Source organism: Stenotrophomonas sp. LC732 (assembly GCF_052446685.1).
Lineage (GTDB): Bacteria > Pseudomonadota > Gammaproteobacteria > Xanthomonadales > Xanthomonadaceae > Stenotrophomonas > Stenotrophomonas muris.
Genome location: NZ_CP199214.1, coordinates 3,149,869 through 3,173,142 on the forward strand (window position 1 = coordinate 3,149,869; position 23,274 = coordinate 3,173,142).

General features: G+C 67.9%; 19 protein-coding genes and 1 tRNA gene. 10 read left to right on the plus strand and 10 right to left on the minus strand.

Annotation, left to right across the window (positions count from 1 at the left end):
* Positions 1-113 precede the first annotated feature (113 nt).
* A complete protein-coding gene (locus ACT6SE_RS15070) occupies positions 114-2,909 on the plus strand; it encodes a TonB-dependent receptor (protein ID WP_014647941.1) in 2,796 nt (931 codons plus the stop codon).
* A 167-nt stretch (positions 2,910-3,076) separates the two neighbouring features.
* Positions 3,077-4,498 carry a basic amino acid/polyamine antiporter gene (locus ACT6SE_RS15075; RefSeq protein ID WP_046431885.1) on the plus strand — a complete coding sequence of 474 codons (1,422 nt, stop codon included), beginning with the start codon at positions 3,077-3,079 and terminating at the stop codon, positions 4,496-4,498.
* Positions 4,499-4,547: 49 nt separating this feature from the next.
* Here the strand turns inward: ACT6SE_RS15075 and ACT6SE_RS15080 are convergent, their stop codons facing one another.
* From ACT6SE_RS15080 to ACT6SE_RS15120, 9 genes are all read right to left on the minus strand, one after another.
* Entirely contained in the window at positions 4,548-5,588 is a 1,041-nt protein-coding gene (locus ACT6SE_RS15080; RefSeq protein ID WP_136191775.1) for an alpha/beta hydrolase, read from the minus strand.
* A gap of 2 nt (positions 5,589-5,590) precedes the next feature.
* Positions 5,591-5,667: transfer RNA gene (locus ACT6SE_RS15085), tRNA-Asn, on the minus strand.
* A 22-nt stretch (positions 5,668-5,689) separates the two neighbouring features.
* Positions 5,690-6,160: a 23S rRNA (pseudouridine(1915)-N(3))-methyltransferase RlmH gene (gene rlmH, locus ACT6SE_RS15090; protein ID WP_046431872.1), complete on the minus strand. Its 471-nt coding sequence runs from the start codon at positions 6,158-6,160 to the stop codon at positions 5,690-5,692.
* A gap of 66 nt (positions 6,161-6,226) precedes the next feature.
* Positions 6,227-6,637, minus strand: a complete 411-nt coding sequence (gene rsfS, locus ACT6SE_RS15095; protein ID WP_005418109.1) for a ribosome silencing factor — start codon at positions 6,635-6,637, stop codon at positions 6,227-6,229.
* A gap of 58 nt (positions 6,638-6,695) precedes the next feature.
* The gene (gene nadD, locus ACT6SE_RS15100; protein ID WP_014647945.1) at positions 6,696-7,361 is read right to left on the minus strand and encodes a nicotinate-nucleotide adenylyltransferase; all 666 of its coding nucleotides are present in this window, start codon (positions 7,359-7,361) and stop codon (positions 6,696-6,698) included.
* A 3-nt stretch (positions 7,362-7,364) separates the two neighbouring features.
* Positions 7,365-8,402: a DNA polymerase III subunit delta gene (gene holA, locus ACT6SE_RS15105; RefSeq protein WP_046431874.1), complete on the minus strand. Its 1,038-nt coding sequence runs from the start codon at positions 8,400-8,402 to the stop codon at positions 7,365-7,367.
* A 12-nt stretch (positions 8,403-8,414) separates the two neighbouring features.
* On the minus strand, positions 8,415-8,990 hold the full coding sequence (locus ACT6SE_RS15110) for an LPS-assembly lipoprotein LptE (protein ID WP_041863673.1): 576 nt from the start codon (positions 8,988-8,990) through the stop codon (positions 8,415-8,417).
* Between the two features lie 137 nt (positions 8,991-9,127).
* Positions 9,128-11,770 carry a leucine--tRNA ligase gene (gene leuS / locus ACT6SE_RS15115; RefSeq protein WP_046431889.1) on the minus strand — a complete coding sequence of 881 codons (2,643 nt, stop codon included), beginning with the start codon at positions 11,768-11,770 and terminating at the stop codon, positions 9,128-9,130.
* A gap of 105 nt (positions 11,771-11,875) precedes the next feature.
* Entirely contained in the window at positions 11,876-12,475 is a 600-nt protein-coding gene (locus tag ACT6SE_RS15120; protein ID WP_046431876.1) for a DUF998 domain-containing protein, read from the minus strand.
* Positions 12,476-12,798: 323 nt separating this feature from the next.
* Here ACT6SE_RS15120 and trxA point away from each other — a divergent pair, with 323 nt between their 5' ends.
* The 5 genes from trxA (at position 12,799) to ACT6SE_RS15145 (ending at position 18,370) form a co-directional block, all read left to right on the plus strand.
* Positions 12,799-13,656, plus strand: a complete 858-nt coding sequence (gene trxA / locus ACT6SE_RS15125; RefSeq protein ID WP_014038035.1) for a thioredoxin — start codon at positions 12,799-12,801, stop codon at positions 13,654-13,656.
* A 107-nt stretch (positions 13,657-13,763) separates the two neighbouring features.
* Positions 13,764-15,464: a FecR family protein gene (locus tag ACT6SE_RS15130; RefSeq protein ID WP_046431878.1), complete on the plus strand. Its 1,701-nt coding sequence runs from the start codon at positions 13,764-13,766 to the stop codon at positions 15,462-15,464.
* Positions 15,461-17,086, plus strand: a complete 1,626-nt coding sequence (locus ACT6SE_RS15135) for a CHASE2 domain-containing protein (RefSeq protein ID WP_046431880.1) — start codon at positions 15,461-15,463, stop codon at positions 17,084-17,086. Before ACT6SE_RS15130 ends, ACT6SE_RS15135 begins: the two co-directional genes overlap by 4 nt.
* Before the next feature lie 67 nt (positions 17,087-17,153).
* Positions 17,154-17,606, plus strand: coding sequence for a DUF4442 domain-containing protein (locus ACT6SE_RS15140; RefSeq protein WP_014647953.1), 453 nt, complete (start codon positions 17,154-17,156; stop codon positions 17,604-17,606).
* Between the two features lie 47 nt (positions 17,607-17,653).
* Entirely contained in the window at positions 17,654-18,370 is a 717-nt protein-coding gene (locus ACT6SE_RS15145; protein WP_046431882.1) for a hypothetical protein, read from the plus strand.
* 8 nt (positions 18,371-18,378) lie between these two features.
* Here ACT6SE_RS15145 and ACT6SE_RS15150 read toward each other — a convergent pair whose 3' ends face one another.
* The gene (locus ACT6SE_RS15150) at positions 18,379-19,695 is read right to left on the minus strand and encodes a hypothetical protein (protein ID WP_014647955.1); all 1,317 of its coding nucleotides are present in this window, start codon (positions 19,693-19,695) and stop codon (positions 18,379-18,381) included.
* A 76-nt stretch (positions 19,696-19,771) separates the two neighbouring features.
* Here ACT6SE_RS15150 and ACT6SE_RS15155 point away from each other — a divergent pair, with 76 nt between their 5' ends.
* The 3 genes from ACT6SE_RS15155 to ACT6SE_RS15165 all read left to right on the plus strand — a co-directional run bounded on the left by ACT6SE_RS15155 (position 19,772) and on the right by ACT6SE_RS15165 (position 23,272).
* Positions 19,772-20,455, plus strand: coding sequence for a DUF502 domain-containing protein (locus tag ACT6SE_RS15155; protein ID WP_049420884.1), 684 nt, complete (start codon positions 19,772-19,774; stop codon positions 20,453-20,455).
* Positions 20,452-21,237, plus strand: a complete 786-nt coding sequence (locus ACT6SE_RS15160; protein ID WP_014038042.1) for a queuosine precursor transporter — start codon at positions 20,452-20,454, stop codon at positions 21,235-21,237. The genes ACT6SE_RS15155 and ACT6SE_RS15160 overlap by 4 nt, the downstream gene beginning before the upstream one ends.
* A 94-nt stretch (positions 21,238-21,331) precedes the next feature.
* Positions 21,332-23,272 carry a DUF885 domain-containing protein gene (locus tag ACT6SE_RS15165; RefSeq protein WP_046431893.1) on the plus strand — a complete coding sequence of 647 codons (1,941 nt, stop codon included), beginning with the start codon at positions 21,332-21,334 and terminating at the stop codon, positions 23,270-23,272.
* The last annotated feature ends 2 nt before the right edge of the window (positions 23,273-23,274 follow it).

A 23,274-nucleotide genomic window follows, 5' to 3' on the forward strand; every position in this document is an offset into this window, starting at 1 on the left:
GATTAAGCAAAATTTCACGACTTCGTCACCTGCAGGAAACCTAGATTGGCGCGTCCCGGTATCGATCCGGCGACAGCCCTCAACGCTACGGTTTTCCAGTTAGGAGAGAAGCTGTGAAACACCCGATCCAACGGCCCGCCAGCCGCCGCCGCAGCACCCTGGCATCGTCCATCACCCACATCCTCACCGGCGGCGCCCTGCTGCTGGCCGGCGCCGTCGCTTCCTCCTCCGCCTTCGCGCAGGAAAAGGCCACCAACCTCGACCGCATCACGGTCACCGGCTCCAACATCCCGCGCACCAACACCGAGACACCGTCGCCGGTGCAGGTGGTGACCCGCCAGGAAATCGACCGCACCGGCAAGACCTCGCTGGCCGAGTACCTGCAGACCATCACCGCCGATGGCGCCGGCTCGATTCCCAAGACCTTCGGCAACGGTTTCGCCGGCGGTGGTGCCGGCATCTCGCTGCGCGGCCTGGGCGCCGGCTCGACGCTGGTACTGTTGAACGGCCGCCGCATGGCCACCTATGGCCTGGCCGATGACGGACAGAAGGTCTTCACCGACCTCAGCACCATTCCGCTCGATGCCGTCGAGCGCGTGGAAGTCCTGAAGGACGGCGCTTCGGCGATCTACGGCTCCGATGCCATCGCCGGCGTGGTCAACATCATCCTGCGCAGCGACTTCCAGGGCGCCATCCTGCGTGGCTCCTACGGCCTGTCCGGTGACAGCGATGGCGACGCCCGGAAGGCAACCCTGACCGCCGGTACCGGCGACCTGGCCACCGATGGCTGGAACGCCTTCTTCAGCTTGGACGTTGGCAAGACCGACGCGATCAAGATCAGCGACCGCAAGAACCGCAAGTGGATCGGTACCGGTGACACCCGCCCGTGGGGCTATGACAAGACCGCCCAGTTCCTCGGCGGTGCCTACACCCGTGGTGGCACCTCCGGCGGTTCCGGCCCGAACGGCTCCTACCTCGACGCCACCGGCCATCTGGTGCCGCTGCCGGGTTGCGCCGGCCTGACCACCATCGGTGGTCAGACCCCGGCCAGCATCGCCGCCGATGGCTGCCTGTGGGATCCGGCGCAGCAGTACCGCGACCTGATTCCGGAAGAGAAGTACGTCAACGTGTTCGGTCGCGCCAGCTTCGCCTTCGGTGAAGGCGGCGAGATCTACACCGAGATCGGCTACTCGAAGAAGGAAACCATCTTCAGCAACACCCCGTCCGGCGTGTCGGGCGGCTGGGGCTATCCGGGCGGCCCGGTCAATGCCAACAGTGGCCCCGGTGCCACCGTGCTGGGCCCGAACCATCCCGACAACCCGACCCCGGGCACGGCGCGCCGCGTGCGTTACTCGGCCTGGGATGTCGGCCCGCGCGTGACCGACAACACCAATGAGTTCAACCGCTTCCTGGTCGGCATCAAGGGCAACTGGGGCGACTGGAGCTACGACACCGCCTACCTGCACTCGGGCACCGACCTGACCAACAAGCGCACCGGCTTCCTGCGCTACAGCGCCGTCCAGTGTGCACTGGGCAATGCCAACTGCGCCGGTGGCGTGTGGCGTATCGGTGATGATGCCGGCAAGAACTCGCAGGCGCTGTACGACTACATCTCGCCCACGATCAGCGCCCGCGCCAAGTCCAGCCTGGACATGTTCGACTTCACCGTCTCGCGCAGCCTGATGGACCTGAAGGGTGGTCCGCTGGGCCTGGCGATCGGTACCGAGTGGCGCAAGACCAGCAACAGCCTGACCCCGCAGACCTACACCGACCAGGGCGACATCATCGGCCTGGGCTACTCGGCCTATGACGGCACCCAGAACGTCTACGCCGGCTACGTCGAACTGTCGGCACCGGTGCTGGAACAGCTGGAACTGTCCGGCGCCCTGCGTTACGACAAGTACGAAAGCGGCGAAGGCAAGGCTACGCCGAAGCTGGGCGTGAAGTGGACCCCGGCCGACTGGATCGCCCTGCGCGCCAGCTACGCCGAAGGTTTCCGCGCGCCGAACCCGGCCGAGAACGGTGACGGTGGCCTGGCCGCCTTCTCCACTGCGGTCGACCCGGTGCGTTGCCAGATCAGCGGCGGCGCTGCCAGCGAATGTGGCGCCAATTCGGTGGCGATCATCACCAAGCCGAACAAGCTGCTGAAGCCGGAAGAGTCCAAGAGCTACTCGGTCGGCATCGTGCTGCAGCCGACTTCGACCACCTCGATGACCGTCGATGCCTGGCAGATCAAGCGTACCAACGAGATCGTGCAGGGCAGCACGGCGGCGGCGATCCTGGCCGGCAACGTGCTGCGCGACAGCAACAATCTCAATGGCGTGGCCAACAGCGGCACCATCCTGGCGGTCAACACCGGCTACGTGAATGCCAGCTCGTCGCGCGTGCGCGGTATCGATACCGATATCCGCCAGACCTTCGAGATCGGCCCGGGCCAGCTGGAGCTGGACCTGCAGTGGAGCCACATCCTGAAGTTCGAGCGCACCGAAGGCGGCGACACGGTTGATTACGTGGGTACCCACGGCAACTGCGACGTCACCAACTGCATCGGTACGCCGAAGGACAAGGTCAACTTCGGCACCACCTGGAAGCAGGGGCCGTGGAGCGTCAGCGGCATCGTCAACTACATCAGCAAGATGGACAACATCGACAGCCGTGGTGGCAGCTACTTGGCCTTCTACGCTGACGGTACGCCGGTGAAGAAGATCTCTTCGTTCACCACGATGGACCTGTCCGGTCGCTGGAGCATCAACGACTCGTTCGAACTCAACGCCTCGGTGGCCAACGTGTTCGACCGCATCGCCCCGCTCGATCCGACCACCTACGGCGCGGTGAACTACAACCCGATGCACTTCTCCGGTGCGCTGGGCCGTTACTACACCGTCGGCTTCAAGTACACGTTCAAGTAAGACCGGTTGCAGCGTCACCTTCGAAGGCCCGGGCCGTTGCCCGGGCCTTCGTCGTTTTCACGCGGGCCGGTTCCTGCAGGCTGGCGCTTGCCCGCTGGCTCTTGCGGACATGTTCACGAGGACATGGCTACCGTATGCTCGCGGCATTCGCGCCGCAGGGGATCTCCATGGCCGCGACATCGCAACGGCTGGGCCTGCCCGCGTTGACTGCACTGGTAGTCGGCTCGATGGTCGGCGCCGGCATCTTTTCACTGCCGCAGAACGTCGCGCGCAGCGCCGGCCCGGCCGCCGCCTTGATCGGCTGGGCGGTCAGTGGCGCCGGCATGCTGATGCTGGCCTTCGTGTTCCAGGCCCTGGCCAATCGTCGCCCCGACCTGGATACCGGCATCTACGCCTATGCGCGCGAAGGCTTCGGCAACTACATCGGCTTCTCCGCGGCGTGGGGCTACTGGGTGGCGTCGGTGCTCGGCAACGCCAGCTTCTTCGTACTGATCTTCAGTGGCCTCGGCCACTTCGTGCCGGTCTTCGGTGAAGGCAATACACCCGCCGCCGTAGCCGCTTCATCACTGCTGCTGTGGACCGTGCACCTGCTGGTGCTGCGCGGCCTGCGCACGGCCGCCATCGTCAACGGCCTGGTGACGGTGGCCAAGCTGCTGCCGATCGCGTTGTTCCTGATCCTGGCGGCGGGCGCGTTCCGCATGGACGTGTTCCGCGCCGATTTCCTCGGTACGCCCGCACTCGGCGACCTCGGCCAGCAGCTGCGCGGCATGATGCTGGTGACCGTGTGGGTGTTCATCGGCATCGAAGGGGCCAGCATCTATTCGCGGCGTGCCGCGCGCCGTGCCGACGTCGGCCGTGCCACGGTGATCGGTTTCCTCGGGGTCTGGCTGCTGCTGGTACTGGTCAGCCTGCTGTCGATGGGCGTGCTGTCGCAGGCCGAACTGGCCGGGCTGCCCAATCCGTCGATGGCCTATGTGCTGCGCGCCATCGTCGGCGAATGGGGCGCGACGGTGATCATCATCGGTTCGATCGTCTCCGTACTCGGCGCATTGCTGGCCTGGGTGCTGCTGTGCGCCGAAGTGCTGTATGCCGCCGCCGGTGATGGCACCATGCCGGCCTTCCTCGGCCGCGAGAACGCGCGTGGCGTGCCGGCCAATGCACTGTGGTTGAGCAATGGCCTGATCCAGTTGTTCCTGCTGATGGTGCTGGTCAGTTCGGGCAGCTACACCGGGCTGGTGCTGCTCGCTGCGTCGATGAGCCTGGTGCCCTACTTCCTGTCCACCGCGTTCGGCGTGCAGCTGGCCTGGCGCGGGCAGGCCTACGCCGGCGAACCAGGCGTGCGCTGGCGCGATTTCGGGGTCGCACTGCTGGCCAGCGCCTATGCGCTGTGGCTGGTGTATGCCGGCGGCCTGGACAACCTGCTGCTGTCGGTACTGCTGTACGTGCCCGGCGTGGTGTTGTTCGCTTTGACCCGGCGCCAGCGCGGCGAGCGGGTATTCACGCGCTGGGAGTGGGTACTGTTCGGCGCGATCCTGGCGGTGGCGATCGCCACGCTGGTGGCCTTCTGCAGAGGTGAGCTGGCACTGTAGAGCCGAGCCCGCGCTCGGCTTCACACAGGCAGCCGAGCATGGCTCGGCTCTACAACTGGCGATCCGCCAGCATGCCGATATCCTGCATCCAGCGCTCGGCCAGCTGCGGCCACGCCGCGACCGGTGCATCCTTCATGCGCAGCCCGAATGCGTGGCCGCCGCGTGCAAACAGATGCATTTCCACCGGCGCGCCCGCGTCCGCCAGGGCACGGTAATAGGCCAGCGATTCGCGCACGTCATCGGTGCGATCGTCGGTGGCCTGCGCGATGAACGTCGGCGGCACCTTGTCATCCACGGTGATGTCCCTGACCAGCGACAATCCCTTCCCGTGCCCTGCCCACAGGTGCCCGGAATACATCACCATCGCGAAATCGGGACGGCTGGGTTGCTTATCCGCAGCATCGACCGGCGCGTAGCTGCGCAGCGCGTGCGTGCTCAGTCCCGCCACCACGTGACCACCGGCGGAAAAGCCGATCGCCCCGATCCGCTTGGGATTGATGGACCAGCGCTCGGCCTGTGCGCGCAGCAGGCCCATTGCACGCTGTGCATCCTGCAGGGCCATCGGCACTTTCGGAATGTCGCGGCAGTTGCACTCGGGGTCCCAGTTCGGGCCAGAGGCTGGCACCCGGTACTTCAGCAATGCACAGGTGATGCCCTGTGCGGTCAGCCAGCCGCAGATCTCGCTGCCTTCCAGGTCCATCGCCAGCACCCGATAGCCTCCGCCAGGCACCACCATCACTGCGGTGCCGGTGGCCGGTCCCTTCGGTGGAAACACGGTGAGGGTCGGCGCAGCGACGTTCTGCAGCATCATCCAGTGTTCGCCACTGGCTTCGGAGATCACTTCGCTGACCTGCTCGGGCCCCTTCAACTTCGGCGGCGCGATCACCGTGCCCTGCGGCCACAACGGAAGCTCGGTGGTGCCCTGTGGCGGATGCCAGGTGGAAGGCGCGGCCTTCGTTGTGGCGAACGGCACCATCGCCAGCAGCAGGAAGCTCGAGGACAGCAGCACGCGCATGATCGGCATCCATGGTTGCAGCAGCAGAGTGTAGCGACAAAAAAAAACCTGCATCTTGCGATGCAGGTTTCTCAAGGTGGCGCCCGAAGTTGGACTCGAACCAACGACCCCCTGATTAACAGTCAAGTGCTCTAACCGGCTGAGCTATTCGGGCAGACGACTAGTATAACCACTCTTCACGCGCGATGGTAGGGGTGATTGGCAATCATTGCGGCGGCCCGATACAGCTGCTCGGCCACCACCAGGCGCACCAGCATGTGCGGCAGCGTCAGCGGTCCGATCGACCACTTCTCATCGGCCAGCGCGGACACCTCCGGCGAATGCCCTTCCGGGCCACCAATCAGGAACGCCAGGTCGCGGCCCTGCCCGCGCCAATGCTCCAGGCGCTGTGCCAGCTGTTCGGAACTCAGCTGTCGTCCTGGCACATCCAGTGCCACCACATAGGCGTTCTTCGGCAGCGAAGCGATGACCCGCTTGCCTTCCTCTTCAGTGGCGCGGCGCGGATCACGCCCCTTGCCGCGCAAGCCGGGCTCGATTTCCACCAGCTCGAACGGCAGCCAGTGCGACAGCCGCTTCTGGTACTCGGCGAAGCCCTGCGCGACCCAGCTGGGCGCGCGTTCACCGGTGGCGATCAGGCGGGCTTTCATCTACACGGTCCTCCAAAACGTCGACGGCGCCATCGGCGCCGTCGAAGGGATGCATCAACGTGCGGCTCAGGCCACTTCGTCGTCGCTGGACGGCGGCTGGTCGCCAACGGTCCACAGGCGCTCGAGGGCGTAGAACTCACGCACGCGCGGCAGCATCACGTGGACGATCACGTCGCCCAGATCGACCAGCACCCACTCGGCTTCGCGCTCGCCTTCAACACCCAGCGGCATCACGTCGATGTTCTTGGCGAAGCGCACGACTTCATCGGCGATCGACTTGACGTGGCGGGTCGAGGTGCCCGAAACGACGATCATGTAGTCGGCAACGCTGGACCGGCCGCGCACGTCGATCTCGACCAGGTCCTTGGCCTTCAGGTCTTCGGTGGCTTGGCGGACGCTGGCCAGCAGTTCCGGCACGGACGGCGGCGGGCTGGGCAGATCGACCTTGATGGTCTGGGGCTGGGTCTGGTTGCTCAAAGTGGATCGACTCGATAAACGTGGGGGCGATTATACGGGGATGGCACGGCGGCGCCATTCACGCTGTGGCCGGGCGGTACAGCCCGTGTGCAGCGACGTAGTCCGCGACGGCCGGCGGCAGCAGGGCGCGCCAGGGGCCACCGGCGGCGATCTGCGAGCGCACGGCGCTGGCCGATTCCTCGCGCAGCGGGTGGTGCAGGCGCAGGATGCGCCCGGCCGGGCTGGCGAACAGGGCCTGTTCGTTGTCGGCCCAGCGCCCCTGCAGGGCACGCCCCAGTTCACCGTCGATCGACGCCTGCAGCGGGCTGCCCGGCCGCTCGGCCACCACGAAGTGGGCCAGCCCGAACAGGGCCTCCCATTCGTGCCAGCCGGACAGGCCCAGCAGGCTGTCGGCGCCCACCAGCCAGGCCAGTGGCCGGCTTGGGCCCAGCTCGCCACGCAGCTCGCGCAGGGTATCGACGGTGTAGGACGGACGACCGGGATAGCGCGTGGCACGGTCCAGTTCACGACGGTCCAGCAGCAGGCCCGGTTCGTCGCCGATGGCCAGCGACAACATGGTGCAGCGCTGCTCGGCGGTAGCGCCGGGCACCGCACGGTGCGGCGGATCGCCTGCCGGCAACATGCGCACGGCCACCTGCAGTTCGTCCCGGGCGGCTCGCGCGATTGCCAGATGCCCCAGGTGCACCGGATCGAAGGTGCCCCCGTAATAGATCCGCAGGCTCATCGCTCAGGCCCGCGCCAGCAGGCGCACGGCACGCGGTTCGGCCACGGCCACCAGCAGGCGCTCCAGCGCCAGCCAGGCATCGCCGTCGGCCCGCCCCTTGGCGATGCGGTCGACCAGCCCGGCTTCGGCCACGAAGCGTTCCCAGCGCTTGCCTTCCGGGTGCCGCTGCAGCGCGCGCTTGTAGGGCGCCTGCCGTGATTCCCAGATGCCACGCGATTTCATTTCGGCGGCCAGGTTGCCGCCACGGGCCTGCACACGGGCCAGGCCGGCACCGGCCAGCAGTTCACGGATCACGATCGGCATCAGTGCGGCCACCGCTTCGCCTTCGCCGCGCAGGCCAGCCAGCATGCGCAGCACGGCCGGCGGCTGGCCGGAGAACGTCGCCTCCACCAGCCGGAACACGTCGTAGCGGGCAGCGTCAGCCACCAGCGATTCCATCCGCTCCACATCCAGCGGCTGGCCATCGGCCAACAGCGCCAGCTTGTCGATTTCCTGGGCGGCGGCCAGCAGGTTGCCCTCCACCCGCTCGGCCAGGCGTTGCACGGCGGCCGGGTCGGCACGCAGGCCCTTGCCGCGCAGGCGGCGCTCGATCCAGTCCGGCAGTTCGTGCGGCTTGATCGCCCAGGCCACCGACAGCACGCCGATGCGGCTGACCGCCTCGGCCCACTTGCCCTGATGGGCCTTGCTCCATTCATTGGCGGTGATCATCAGCACCACGTCCGGCGCCGGATTGGCGCAGAACTGGCTGATCACTTCGGCGCCGTCCTTGCCGGGCTTGCCGCTGGGCAGGCGCACCTCGACCAGGCGGCGGGCGCTGAACAGGCTGGGCGCATTGAAGCTGGCGTCGAGCTGGTTCCAGTCGAAATCCCGCCCGTCGGCGTCGAACACTTCGCGTTCGCCGATGCCGGAGGCGCGCGCGCGCGCGCGGACGGCATCTGCCGCCTCCAGCACGCGCAGGGTTTCCGGGCCTGCGATCAGGTACACCGGCGCCAACGGGATGTCAGCGCCCTGGCTGGCCAGCTGCTCCGGACGCAGTTCCATCGTCGCTGCCGCTCAGTGCTTGGCGTCGGCGGCCGGCACCGCACCCTCGATCGGCTTGGCCTTCGGCGCGGACAGGCTGCCGCCCTTCTCGATCTCGGCGCGGACCACGCTGTCGATACGGCGGATGATCGAGGCGGACATTTCCCGGCGCAGCTCCGTGGCCAGGATTTCGCGTTCGGTGGTGGTACCGGTGGCGTCGGTCGGCGGCGACACATAGTCGCGCGACAGTTCGATCACCTGCTGCGGCACCAGTTCGCTGCCATCCTCGCGACGGAAGATGAAGATCACCGCGTAGCGCAGGCTGTATTCCTGTGCGCGGCCCTGCGAGTCGATGGCGATCGGCAGGTCACCCCAGCGCTCGGACAGCACCTGCAGCTGGGCGTTGGGTCCCTTGCTGTCCTCATCGGCCAGCTTGGCACCGGAGGCCAGCAGGCTGCGGTTGAGCAGCTTGACCAGTTCACTGTACGGGGCGGTGGAGACCACCTTCACCGGGGCAGTGTCGGTCGGCAGCATCAGCTTGTTGCGCAGATGGAAACCGCAGCCGGCGAGGCCGAGGACAAGAACGAGGGCAAGCAGGATTCGGGTCATGGAGACAGTCTGGCGGAGCCGGGCGATCACGGCAACACACAGCGTGCCCGAAGCCGCGTGAATGCAGGGCCATCAGGCGCCCGGCCCTGCTCATGGAATGGCACCGGCCACCGCGCGGGTGACCGGTGCCGGGGACATCAGGCAGCGACGATGTTCACGATCTTGCCCGGGACGATGATGATCTTGCGCACCGTCAGGCCTTCCATGAACCTGGCCGCGTTGGGCTCGGCCAGGGCCAGCGCCTCGACCTGCTCGCGCGCGGCATCGGCCGCCACCTCGATGGTGCCACGCAGCTTGCCGTTGACCTGCACCGCCAGGGTCAGCGCATCGCGCACCAGCGCGCTGCTGTCGGCCTGCGGGAACGGCTGGTCTTCCAGCAGCGTCTCGCCATGACCCAGCACCTGCCACAGGGCGTGGCTGGCATGCGGGGTGATCGGGTTGAGCAGCAGCACGATCGCCTGTAGCGCTTCCTGGCGCACCGCGCGGCCCTGCTCGCTGCCATCCTCGAACTTGGCCAGCGCGTTCATCAGCTCCATCACCGCAGCGATCGCGGTATTGAAGCTGTGGCGGCGGCCATAGTCGTCACCGACCTTGCCGATGGTTTCATGGGTCTTGCGGCGCAGCGCCTTCTGGTTGGCATCCAGCGCCGCGGCATCCAGCGCCGGGGCGGCACCGTCGGCAGCGTGCTTCTGCACCTGGGCCCAGAGGCGGCGCAGGAAGCGGGCCATGCCGTCCACGCCGGCTTCGTTCCACTCCAGCGACTGTTCCGGCGGTGCGGCGAACATCGAGAACAGGCGCACGGTATCGGCGCCGTACTTGCCGACCATCGCCTGCGGGTCCACGCCGTTGTTCTTCGACTTGGACATCTTCTCGGTACCACCGACCACCACCGGCTGGCCGTCGGCGATCAGGGTGGCGCCGGTGATGCGGCCGCGCTCGTCGCGCTGCACTTCCACGTCGGCCGGGTTGATCCAGTCCTTCGAGCCGTCCGGGTTCGGGCGGTAATAGGTTTCAGCGATCACCATGCCCTGGCACAGCAGGTTGCGCGCCGGTTCGTTGCTGTCCACCATCCGCGCGTCGCGCAGCAGCTTGTGGTAGAAGCGGAAATACATCAGGTGCAGGATCGCGTGCTCGATGCCACCGATGTACTGGTCCACCGGCAGCCAGTAGTTGCCGCGCTTGTCGACCGCATCACGGGCACCCGGCGAGGTGTAGCGGGCGTAGTACCAGCTCGACTCCATGAAGGTGTCGAAGGTGTCGGTCTCGCGCTCGGCCGCGCCGCCGCAATCCGGGCAGGTGGTCTTGCGCCATTCCGGGTCGGTCTTGATCGGCGAGCCGGTACCGGCGAAGGCCACGTCTTCCGGCAGCACCACCGGCAGCTGCTCTTCCGGCACCGGCACCGCGCCGCACTTGGCGCAGTAGATCACCGGAATCGGGCAGCCCCAGTAGCGCTGGCGGCTCACGCCCCAGTCGCGCAGGCGGTAGTTGACGCGGCGCTGGCCCTGGGCCTTGCGCTCGAAACGTTCGGCCAAGGCTTCAAAGGCGCCCTGGAAATCCAGGCCGTCGAACTCGGCCGAGTTCACCAGCTCGAAGGCACGGCTCTTGTCGCTGTACCAGTCCTGCCAGCGGCTACCGTCCCAGTTGCGCTCCTCTTCGGTGCGCGCATCCTTCAGGGCGATGACCTGCTTGATCGGCAGGCCGTACTTGTTGGCCACTTCGTTGTCGCGCTGGTCATGGCCCGGAACGGCCATCACCGCGCCGGTGCCGTAGCCCATCAGCACGAAGTTGGCGACCCACACCGGCACCGGCTCGCCGGTGACCGGATGCAGCGCGCGCAGGCCGGTGTCCATGCCGCGCTTTTCCTGGGTTTCCAGTTCAGCCTCGGACACGCCACCCTGCTTCAGGTCGGCCAGCATCGCCGCCAGCTCCGGGTTGTTCTTCGCCGCATGCAGCGCCAGCGGGTGCTCGGCGGCGATCGACACGAAGGTCACGCCCATCACCGTGTCCGGGCGGGTGGTGAACACGCGCAGCGGGTCCAGCGCGCTGCCATCGACATCGCGCACATCGAACTGGATCTCCAGGCCCTCGGAACGGCCGATCCAGTTGCGCTGCATGGTCTTGACCGATTCCGGCCAGCCGTCCAGCTCGTCCAGGCCGTCCAGCAGTTCCTGGGCGTAGTCGGTGATGCGCAGGAACCATTGCGGGATCTCGCGCTTCTCCACCAGCGCACCGGAGCGCCAGCCGCGGCCGTCGATGACCTGCTCGTTGGCCAGCACGGTCTGGTCGACCGGGTCCCAGTTCACCACCGCGTTGCGGCGGTAGGCCAGGCCCTTGCGCATCAGGCGGGTGAACATGCGCTGCTCGTGGACGTAATAGTCCGGACGGCAGGTGGCGAACTCGCGCGACCAGTCGATGGCATAGCCCAGCGACTTCAGCTGGCTGCGCATGTGGTCGATGTTCTTGTAGGTCCACGCCGCCGGCGCGGTCTTGTTCTTGATCGCAGCGTTTTCCGCCGGCAGGCCGAACGCGTCCCAGCCCATCGGCTGCAGCACGTTGTGGCCGGTCATGCGCTTGTAGCGGCTGATCACGTCGCCGATCGTGTAATTGCGCACGTGGCCCATGTGCAGCGCACCGGACGGGTACGGAAGCATCGACAGGCAGTAGTACTTCGGCTTGTCCGAAGTCTCGTCGACCTCGAAGGCACGGGTGGCGTCCCAGTACTGCTGGGCGGCGGATTCAACCTGCTGCGGGTCGTAGGCGTTGGTTTCAGCGCTGGTCATGGAACACGCGGATGCGGCGGCAAAGCGGTACAGCGTACCGCAGTGCGGCAAATGGCTCCAATCCTGCCTGCCGGACGCCGGCGCCGCGGCGCTCGGGGAGGCGTCTCAGCGCGGACGCGACAGCGGCAGGGCCGCCGCCAGCCAGACCAGCCAGCAGGCGAACGCGAGCCGTTGTGCCATCGGCGCCGGCAGTGTGCCCTGCAGGGCGAACGCCGCCAGCGCGGCCAGCACGCCGCAGCCCAGGGCCACTGCGCCCGAGGCCCGGCCATGCGCCTGGCGCAGATGGGACACGCCCAGCAGCACGGTGCCGGCGACGAAACCCAGCACCCAGATCATCCAGGCGCTGGCATGCAGCTGGCTGGCGGGCCCATGCAGGTCATCCACGTCCAGTGGCAGCAGCCCCATCGCGGCAAAGGCCAGACCGGCCAGCAGCAGCATCTGGCTGCCGACCCGTGGCGCCCAGCCAGCAGTGGCCGGCAGACTGCGGCGCAGGCGTTCAGCCACCGCCACCGCCAGCACGCCGGGCAGCACGAAACCCAGCAGATTGAAGGCCAGCGCATGCGGTACACCGCGCGCACCCAGCAGCGCCACCGGGTGGCGAGCCTGGGCATAGCCGTCCAGGCCGGCACCGAAGCCGGCCACGGCCAGGACGAATACGACTGCCGCAAGCAGCCCCAACCAACGATCAAGCCGGACCACGGACATTGCGCGCAATCACCTGGAAAGGAATGGACCACGGCATTGTCGCGGTAGCGGCGCGATGCGCCAAGCGCGGCGCATTCCAGAGCACTTCAATATCTGCCTGCTGCGCCTACCGTGATGCTCGAGGCATGGCAGTTCCGCCCTGTCGCAAGCGCGCCTCCCCATCGAAGCCTGTCGCCTCCGGCTAGTGGGTGATCCACACGCTGCACTGCGCCCCTGCCGGCCCGCCAGCACCACTCGAGGGCGTACTCCGTGATGGCAGGGTTGAGACCGACATCGATCGTCACCATAGAATCGGTCTCCAGATGCCAAGCGATGCCTCCCCCATGACCGAGACGACCTACGTATTCGACGCCACCACTGCGACCTTCGAGGCCGAAGTCCTGCAGAAGTCGCTGCAGACGCCGGTGCTGGTCGACTTCTGGGCCACCTGGTGCGGGCCGTGCAAGACCCTGGGCCCGATGCTGGAAAAGCTGGCTGCCGAGTACAACGGCGCTTTCGAGCTGGCCAAGGTCGATGTCGACAAGGAACAGCAGATCGCGGCGGCCTTCCAGATCCGCTCGGTGCCCACCGTGTTCCTGGTCAAGGGCGGCCAGCTGGTGGACGGCTTCCCCGGCGCCATTCCGGAAGGCCAGCTGCGTGAATTCCTGGCCCAGCACGGCATCGTGCCGGCCGATGTCGGCGATGCCGCCCCTGAGGATGACGCCCCGCTGGACCCGCAGGCGCAGGTCGACGTACTGCGCGCGCAGATCGCCGCCGAGCCGGACAAGGATGAGCTGAAGCTCGACCTGGCCCTGGCCCTGCTGCAGATCGGCGGCGTGGACGAGGCCGGTACCCTGATCGACGGCCTGCCGGCCAATCTGGCCACCGACGACCGCGCCGTGCGCGCCCGTGCCCGCCTGGCCTTCGCCGCTGCGCTGAAGGATGCCCCGGCGGCCGAGGTGCTGGAGGCCCGCATCGCCGCTGATGGCAAGGATCTCAAGGCCCGCCACCTGCGCGGCGTGCAGCTGCTGCTGGGCGGGCATGACGAGGCCGCCCTGGCGCAGTTCCTGGAAATGCTGCGGATCGACCGTGGATTCGAGGAGGGCCTGCCACGCAAAGCCTTGATCGACGCCTTCAATGTGATCTCCGACGAGGACCTGGTGGGCCAGTACCGCCGCAGGATGGCGTCGCTGCTGTTCTGAACGGAAGCCCGCTCCGTTCAGAATCCCTGCACTGAACGCGGGCAATAATGCGCGCGCTGGCGGCCTTGCGGTCGCCACGATCCGTTCGGGGGGATGAGGTCGGGGCCATGGGGTCTTGCAGCTGCACCCCCGCATTGCCGGGATTGCAAACTGTGACCGTCGTCCGCTCTCTGTCGTTCGCCATGCGTTTAACGGGCGCCCTGCTCTGCGCCCTCCTCCTGCCGCCTGCCATCGCCGGCGCCCAGGACTGGAACTACCGGGTCCGGCCCGGCGACACCCTGTGGGACCTGGGTGGGCTGTACCTGAAACCCTCGGTGCGCTGGCAGCAGCTGCAGCAGCACAACCGCATCGACAACCCCTACCAGTTGCCGCCGGGCCAGCTGCTGCGCTTCCCGATCAGCTGGCTGCGCACCGAACCGGCGCCGGCCCGGGTGCTGTCGGTGCGCGGCAAGGTCGAGCTGTCCGGTGCCGATGGCACGGCGACCCGTGCGCTCCAGGCCGGCGAGCAGCTGCATATCGGTGACACCGTGGAAACCGAGGGCGATTCCAGCATCACGCTGGAATTCGCCGATGCCTCGCGCCTGCAGCTGCGCGAATACTCGCGCCTGCGCCTGGACCAGCTCAGCCGCTATGGCCACACCGGCATGGTCGACACCCGCCTGCGCCTGCAGCAGGGGCGCGCCAGCAACCGGGTGACGCCGGCGCGCGGCCCGGCCTCGCGCTACATCATCGATGCACCCACCGCGACCAGCAGCGTGCGCGGCACGCTGTTCCGGGTCAGCGCCGGGGATACCGGGCACGTCGGCGCCACCGAGGTCCTGCAGGGCAAGGTGCAGGTCGGCAACCCCCATGGCCAGCGGCTGGTACGGCCGGGGCAGTCCACCCGCAGCAGCAGCGCCGATGCGGCCCCCGCCGCGGTCTCGGCCCTGCTGCCGGCGCCGGCGCTGCGCAATGACGCGCTGCGCCTGGCGCCGCTGCCGACCCTGCTTGCCTGGGAACCGGTCACTGGCGCCGATCACTACCGGGTGGAAGTGGTGCAGGCGGCAACGCCGGAGATCCTGCTGTTCGCCACCACCACCGCCGACACCCGGTTGGCGATCGGCGACCTGCCGCCCGGCCAGCTGCGCCTCTTGTTGCGCGCGGTCGACGCACAGGGCGTCGAAGGCCTGGATGCGAGCGCCGATTTCGAGCTCAGTGATCAGCCACCGCCGCCGCTGACCGTATCGCCGCTGCATGGGCAGACGATCAACAGCGACCGCCCGCGCTTCCGCTGGAGCCAGGCCCCCGGTGCACGCAGCAGCGTGCTGCAGATCGCCGCCGAACCCAGCTTCCGGCAGCCACTGCAGGAGCAGGCTACCCATGCGACCGACCTGCGCCTGGCGCAACCGCTGCCGCCCGGACAGTACTACTGGCGCGTGGCCTCGCGCGATGCCGAAGGCCACCAGGGCCGCTATGGCCAGGCGCTGCCGCTGCAGCTGAGCAACGAGCCGGTGGACCCGGCACTGCAACCGCCCGAGGCCGCGCACGGCGAGCTCACCCTGCGCTGGCAGGCCGGCAGCGAAGGCCAGCGCTACCGGGTGCAGGTGGATCGCCGCGGTGACTTCAAGGCCCCATTGATCGATGAAACCGTGGCCCAGCCGCAGGTGAGCTTCAAGCGCCCGTGGAGCGGCACGCTGCACGTGCGCGTGCAGTACATCGACGATGACGGCCACGCCGGCGAGTTCTCCCCTGCCCAGCAGATCCCGTTGCCATGCCGCCTGTGCTACGGCGCCGGTGGCGGTGCACTGCTGCTCTGGTTGTTGTTGTGAGGCGCTCGCCGCTGCCATGGTCGAAGCGGATCCTGCTGGCCCTGCTGGCCGGCGTGCTGACCATCGTGGCCAGCCAGGGCCAATGGCTGTGGCGGCAGGACGAGGCGGCCTATGACGCACTGGTCGGCAACTGGGACTACCGCCCCGACCCCAGCGTGCTGATCGTGGCCATCGACGAAGGCAGCCTGCAGCGTATCGGCCAGTGGCCCTGGCCGCGCTCGGTGCATGCCCGCCTGCTGGACCGCCTGACCGATGCCGGCGCCGAACGCGTTGCGCTGGACCTGATGCTGTCCGAACCCGACCGTCGCGACAGCCGCCAGGATGATGAGCTGGCGGCCGCGATCCGACGCAACGGCCGGGTGGTGCTGCCGGTGCTGGCGGCACCGGCGGCCGGCGACCGCATGGCCGAGGAAATGCTGCCGATCCCGCAGATCGCCGCCAGTGCCGCCGCGATCGGCCACACCGATGTCGAGGTGGATGGGGACGGCGTCGCCCGCGGCGTCTATCTGCACGCCGGTATCGGACGGCCGCACTGGCCGGCACTGGGCCTGGCACTGGCCGACCTGCCGGCGGGTGCGGTACGCGGCCTGCCCGACCCCGACCCGGCGCTGGGCTCGCCCTATCAATGGCGTCGCGATGATTACGTGCGCGTGCGCTACGTCGGCCCGCCCGAGCGGCTGCCGCAGGTGTCCTATGCGGACGTGCTCGATGGGCACGTGGATGGAGCGATGCTGCATGGCCGCCGCATCGTGGTCGGGATGACGGCCAGCGGCATCGCGCCTCGCCTGCTGACCCCGACCACCCGCGAGTTCTGGATGAGCGGCAGCGAGTACCAGGCCAACATCACCTCGATGCTGCTGCAGCACAAGCAGATCGACGTGCTGCCGCACGCCTGGCAGCACGCCATCAGTGGCGTGCTGGTGGCGCTGTGCGTGATCCTGCTCGGCCTGCGCCTGCCGTGGCTGGTCGCGCTGTGTTCGCTGCCGATGCCGCCGCTGCTGAGCTGGCTGCTGCTGCGCACCGGTGACCTGTGGTGGGCACCGGCCAGCGCGATGCTGGGCGTGGTGCTGGCACTGCTGGTCTGGGCGGTGTGGCGGATCTCGGCCTGGCACCGCCTGGCCAACCGCGATGCCCTCACCGGCCTGGGCAACCGCCTGCGCTTCGAGCAGTCACTGCAGCAGGAATGCGACGCCGCGCGGCGCAGTGGCAAGCCATTGAGCCTGGCGCTGATCGACGTCGACCACTTCAAACGCCACAACGACCGCCATGGCCACCAGGTCGGTGACCGCGTGCTGCGTGATGTCGCCCGCCTGATCGGCGCGCATGCCCGTCGCCCGCGCGACATGGCGGCGCGCTACGGTGGCGACGAATTCGCACTGGTGCTGCCGGATACGCCGGCCGAGGGCGCGCGCCGGGTGATCGAGGACCTGATTGCCTGCGTGCGTGCACTGCCGGCGCCGGGCGATGGCAGCGATGACGGCGTCACGCTCACCATCGGGGTATTCACCCGCGTGCCCGACGGTGACCTGCAACCGCACCATTTCGTGGAAGGCGCCGACACCGCCCTTTACCAGGCCAAGGCCAACGGCCGCGACGGGTTCATGATCGACGGCGGGACGTGACTCCCGGGGTGCAACATACGCATGCGAATGGTTAGACTGGGCACCTCGCCTCGCGCCCCGGACCCGCATGAACGCCCGCCTGTTCCGCTTCGGCATCAACCTCTGGCCGCCGTTCCTGTTCACCGGCATCCACGTCACCCGGATCACGCCCGATTACCGGCAGATCGACGTGGCACTGCGACTGCGGCCGTGGAACCGCAATTACGTGGGCACGCATTTCGGCGGCAGCCTGTTCGCGATGACCGATCCATTCTGGATGCTGGGCCTGCTGCACATCCTCGGCCGTGACTATTACGTGTGGGACCGGGCCGGTGCGATCGATTTCCTCAAGCCTGGCCGGGGCACGGTGCGCACTTCGTTCCGCATCGATGATGCACTGCTGGCCGAACTGCGTGCCGAAGCGGCCGGCGGCGAAAAGGTGCTGCGCTGGTTCAGCAACGATGTCGTCGACGAAAGCGGCGAAGTGGTCGCCCAGGTACGCAAGCAGGTGTACCTGCGGTTGAAGCCGCACGCACGCTGATCCAGCACGCGCGCGCTATCCTCGGCCTCCCTGCCATGGAGGCTCCGATGCGCCCGTATGCGCTTGCCACACTGCTGACCCTGCTGTCCTTCACCGCCCACGCCCTCGACCTGCCACCGGTGCAATATCCGACGCTGCCGGCCCAGGCGGCCAATGCCGCCGGTTTCGTCCCGCAGGGCTGGGCACTTGAATCGAGTGTCGAAGGCGATCTCGACCAGGATGGCCGCGCGGACCTGGCGCTGGTGCTGCGTCAGCAGGCGCCACGCAACGTCATCGAGCACGATGGCTTGGGTCCCTCGCCGTACGACAGCAACCCGCGCATTCTCGCCGTGGCGTGGTCGCGCCCGTCAGGCTATGTGCTGGCGGTGCAGGACCACCAGCTGATACCGCGCCCGGACAATCCGGTGATGAGCGACCCGCTCGAAGACGGCGGCGTCAGCATCCAGCGGGGCACCCTGAAGGTCGCACTGTTTTCATTCGCCAGCGCGGGCAGCTGGTCAATGGGCACGACCGCCTTTACCTTCCGTTGGAAGGACGATGCCTTTGCGCTGATCGGCTACGACCAGAATTCGGTGATGCGCAATTCCGGGCAGACCGAGTCGGTGAGCGTGAACTTCTCCACTGGCAGGGTAAAGCGGAGCGAAGGCAGCATCGAGGACGACAAGGACAGCGTGCACTGGGAGCCCCTGCACAGCCGCCGCCGCTGGACGCTGCAGACCATCGGTGATGGCTGGGCATTCGATCCGCTGGCGGGCAGCGACTGACACGCTGCTCAATCGCGCGCAGCAGCGGCCGGGGCGTTCTCCATCACCAGCGGCACCGACAGCCATGGGCTCTCGTCGGTGCTGCGCGACGGTGAACGCCGCGGCACCTGCAGACGGCGGCCATCGGCCGACAGCTGCGGTGCCCGCACCGGCGAGCGGAACTGCGCAGGCAGGCGCTGCAGCGCATCCACCGGATCCTGCGCCTGCTGCCGCAGCCAGCGCTGCGCGCCGATCAGCCGCACCATCGCGGCGGCATCCTGGGTCCGTGACGAATAGGCCGGATAGACCGGGCGGGCAATATCGGTCAGCACGCACCCCAGGATGTTCGACAGGCAGCCAAAGTCATGCTGCGGCGGTGCCGGCACCGGCAGCGGGCGATCCGCTTCCAGCGCCGCCATCGCCGCCGCGCCGCAGGCCCAGCCCAGATTGCCCGCCGCGCGCGCCAGGGTGCTGCTGCGATCCAGGACCAGCACCCCGCCGAATTCCTGCGCCGAGGTTTCGATCGCAGCCCGGCTCATCGCGTACTCACCCTGCATCGCACGGCACAGGCTCTGTTCGGCGGCCAGCATCGGCTGCATTGCCTGGTCGCATTCCGCTGGCAACGGATGGTCGGCCGGCAGTTCGACCAGCATGTCGGCCAGCAGTTGGGCATTGGCCTGCACCAGGCTGGCACCGATGATGCTCTCCACCAGGTAACTGCCGCCCGTCACCAGCCGCCGGCCCAGCTGAAGCCCCCTGCAACTGCCACGCAGCGCACCGTCGATATCGCCCTGCACATAGGCCAGCGCGCGTGCGCTGGTGGCATCGATCATCAGGCCATAGGTCGGCATCGGCACCAGGATGCCGTCGCCCTTGGGCCGGAATGGCGACACGAAGTGGTCCGCATCGGCCAGCTGGTCCAGGCGCGCATGCAGCTGCTGGTGGCCAGCGTGGGCATCGACGAAGCGCTGCGGGTCGGCGCGCACCTGGCCCAGGCAGTCACTGGCGGTCGGCCCGCAGCTGGCCGCCGGTCGTGATCGCAGCGCGTCATGGTCCTCCGCCAGCTGCGGTCCGGCGCCGCCATTGCCGCGCGGATCGGCCTCCCAACGCTGCACGTCGCGGGCCAGGGCCTGTTCGCGCTGGCGCGCGTCCAGATCGTCGAACGCGAGCGTCCACAGCAGCGCAAAACCGTTGTGGCCGTGGACAGGCAGGCGGGCCTGCAGGCGCTGCTGGGCCTGTAGCCGCGATTCCGGCACCGGCCACATGCGCGAGGCGCACCACACCACGATGGCCAGCACCAGAAGGCCTGCCAGGGTCCAACCCAGTCCGCGCAGAATCTTCAACACAGCTTCCCTTCCATGTGCCGTTGCCGCAGTCGATTGCCCAGCGTAATCGAGCGGCCGTGACCGCTACAATGCGCACATGTCGCTCGAAGCCCCCGCCCTGGTCCCCCGCCCCTCCCTGCAGCGCCTGTTCCTGACCGGCCTGCTGACCCTGCTGCCGATCTGGCTGACCTGGGTCGTGGTCAAGTTCGTGTTCGTGCTGCTGTCGGGCATTTCCAGCCCGTTGGTGGTGCCACTTTCCGAGCAGATCGCGACAAGCTTTCCGCACTACCTCGGCTGGGTCCGGGCCGAGTGGATCCAGAACACCATCGCCCTGCTGGCCACCCTGCTGGTGATCCTGGCGGTGGGCGTGGCCAGCCGCCGCGTGCTGGGCCAGCGCCTGCTGCGCTGGGTCGGCGCGGTCATCAAGCGCATTCCGCTGGCCAGCATCATCTACGACAGCGCCAAGAAGCTGCTGGACATGCTGCAGACCGAACCGGGCAGCACCCAGCGCGTGGTGCTGATCGACTTCCCGCACCGCGACATGAAGTCGGTCGGGCTGGTCACCCGCGTGATCAAGGAACACGGCACCGACCGTGAACTGGCCGCGGTGTACGTGCCAACCACGCCGAACCCGACTTCGGGTTACCTGGAAATCGTGCCGGTGGAACTGCTGACCCCGACCGACTGGACCGTCGACCAGGCCATGAGCTTCATCATTTCCGGCGGCGCCGTCGCGCCGTCCAGCGTTCCGTTCACGCGCTCCGGCGATCGCAGCGAATGACCGCGGCGCCGATCGAGCGCCCGTTGCAGGACCGCGCGGTCCTGCTGTTCATCGTGCTGGCTGCGTTCTTCTGCGGCAATGCGGTGCTGGCCGAACTGATCGGAGTGAAGATCTTCGCGCTGGAAGACACCCTCGGCATCGATCCGCTGAACTGGAACCTGTTCGGCCAGACTGGTTCGCTCAGCTTCACCGCCGGCACCCTGCTATGGCCGGTGGTGTTCATCATGACCGACACCATCAACGAGTTCTTCGGCAAGCGCGGCGTGCGCTTCATCTCGTGGCTGGCCGTGGTCCTGATCGCCTATGGCTTCCTGTTCGCCTTCGCGGCGATCTCGCTGGCGCCGGCCAGCTGGTGGGTCACCTCCATGGACGGGCACGGCGTGCCGGACTACCAGGCCGCATTCGCAGCGGTGTTCGGCCAGGGCATGTGGACCATCGCCGGTTCACTGGTGGCCTTCCTGCTCGGCCAGCTGATCGACGTGGCGGTGTTCCATCGCATCCGCCAGGCCACCGGCGAGCGCCACGTGTGGCTGCGTGCGACCGGGTCCACCGCGATCTCGCAGGTGGTGGACAGCTTCGTGGTGATCTGGATCGCCTTCGTGCTCGGCCCGCAGCACTGGCCGACCTCGCTGTTCCTGGCCGTCAGCAGCGTCAACTACATCTACAAGATGGGCTTTGCAATTGCCCTGATTCCGCTGCTGTACCTGATGCGGCGTGCGATCACCCGCTATCTGGGCGCAGACAGGGCCGCTGCGCTGCGCGCGGCGGCGGCGGCTGACTGAAGCCCCAGCGGCGGCAAGCTGACTGCGCCTTCACGCTGGCCGTACGCGGCCGGATCGTGCAAGCTCCACGGTCTGTGTTCCACGGAAGCTCCTGATGCCGCATCCCACCCGCGCCCTGGCCGCCGCCATCGCCGCGTTGTTCCTGTTCAGTGCCGTGCCGTCGGCCGAAGCAGCGAAAAAGAAGGCCAGCCGCCCTGCCGCCGCGCAGACCCGCCAGGCTGCCAAGCCCAAGGCCAGGCCCGCCCGCGCCACCGCACCGGCGCGTGGCAGCTCGGCACGCCGCGCCGCGCCGCGTCCGGTGGCGCCGGCCCGTGCCGTACCCAAGCAGGTACAGCTGGAGCGCCTGTACGACGAGTACTGGGATGCCTCGATGCGGTTGAACCCGCTGCAGGCCACCTTCCAGGGCGAATCCCGCTACAACGACCAGCTGCCCAACATCCTGTCCGCCGCCTGGCGCCAGCAGTCGCACGACTTCACCACGCAATGGCTGGGCAAGGTCGAGAAGCTCGGCAGTGATGGCCTGCAGGGCCAGGACCTGCTCAGCTACGAGATCTTCGTGCGCGACGCACGCGCCTCGCTGGCCGCCGAGCGCTACCCGAGCTGGATGATGCCGATCAGCCAGTACTACAACATCGGCAGCATCATGGCGATCCTCGGTGCCGGTGCCGGCGCGCAGCCATTCAACACCGTACAGGACTACGACACCTGGTCGCGCCGTTCGCTGGGCATTCCCGAACTGTTCGACCAGGCCATCGACAACATGCGCCAAGGCATGAAGGCCGGCGTGGTACAGCCGCGCGACCTGATGGAAAAAGTGCTGCCGCAACTGGATGCGGTGATCAAGCCGACCGCCGAAGAGAGCATCTTCTGGTCGCCGATCCGCACCATGCCCAACACCATCCCGGCCGAGGACAAGGCGCGCATCAGCGCCGAGTACAAGCGCATGATCGAACTGCGCATCATGCCGGCCTATCGCGCCCTGCGCGGCTTCATCGCCACCGAATACCTGCCGGCCACGCGCGCCAGCAGCGGCCTGGGCGCACTGCCCGATGGCCAGGCCTGGTACGCCAGCCTGATCGTGCAGACCACCGCCAGCGACCAGACCGCCGCGCAGCTGCACGCGCTGGGCGAACAACGCGTGCAGGAACTGCAGGCGCAGATCGCCACGGTGATGAAGGATGCCAAGCTGCGCGGCACCCCCACCAAGCTGCTGCGCAGCATGCGCAACGACCGCCAGTTCCAGTACGGCGATGCCAATGCGCTGATCAACCGTTACCGCCAGGTGCAGCAGCAGGTCAACGCACGCCTGCCGCAGGTGCTGGATACCTTGCCCAAGGCGCCGCTGGACGTACGCGCGGTGGAACCGGAGCGTGCGCTCACCGCCGCTGCCGCTGCCTATCAGCCGGCACTGCCCGGGCAATCCGCGGTGCTGTACGTGAACACCCGAGACCTGCCCAGCCGCAAGCGCTGGAACGTGCCGGTGCAGTACCTGCATGAAGCGATCCCCGGCCACCACGTGCAGCTGGGCCTGCAGCAGGAGCTGGCCAAGCTGCCGCGCTTCCGCCGCCTCGGTGGCGATCTCGCCTTCGTCGAAGGCTGGGGCCTGTACGCCGAAACGCTGGGCGAGGACCTGGGCATCTACACCGATCCCTACGACCGCATCGGCTACCTGTACTCGCGCCTGCTGCGCGCCGCCCGCGTGGTGGCCGATACCGGCGTGAATGCCCAGGGCTGGAGCAAGCAGCAGGCTGTCACCTACCTGCAGAAGACCGTGGACATGAGCAGCGACGATGCCAACGCCGAAGTCGAGCGGGTCATGGCCCAGCCTGGCCAGGCACTGTCGAACGTGGCCGGCCTGACCACCATTGTCGCCCTGCGCGACAAGGCCAGGGCGCGCCAGGGCGCCGCCTTCGACCTGCGCCGCTTCCACGCCGAACTGCTGAAGGACGGCTCGATGCCGCTGGACGTGCTGGACCGCAAGATGGAACGCTGGATGGCCCAGCCGGCCAGCGCCACGCCCGCCCCGTCACCCTGAGC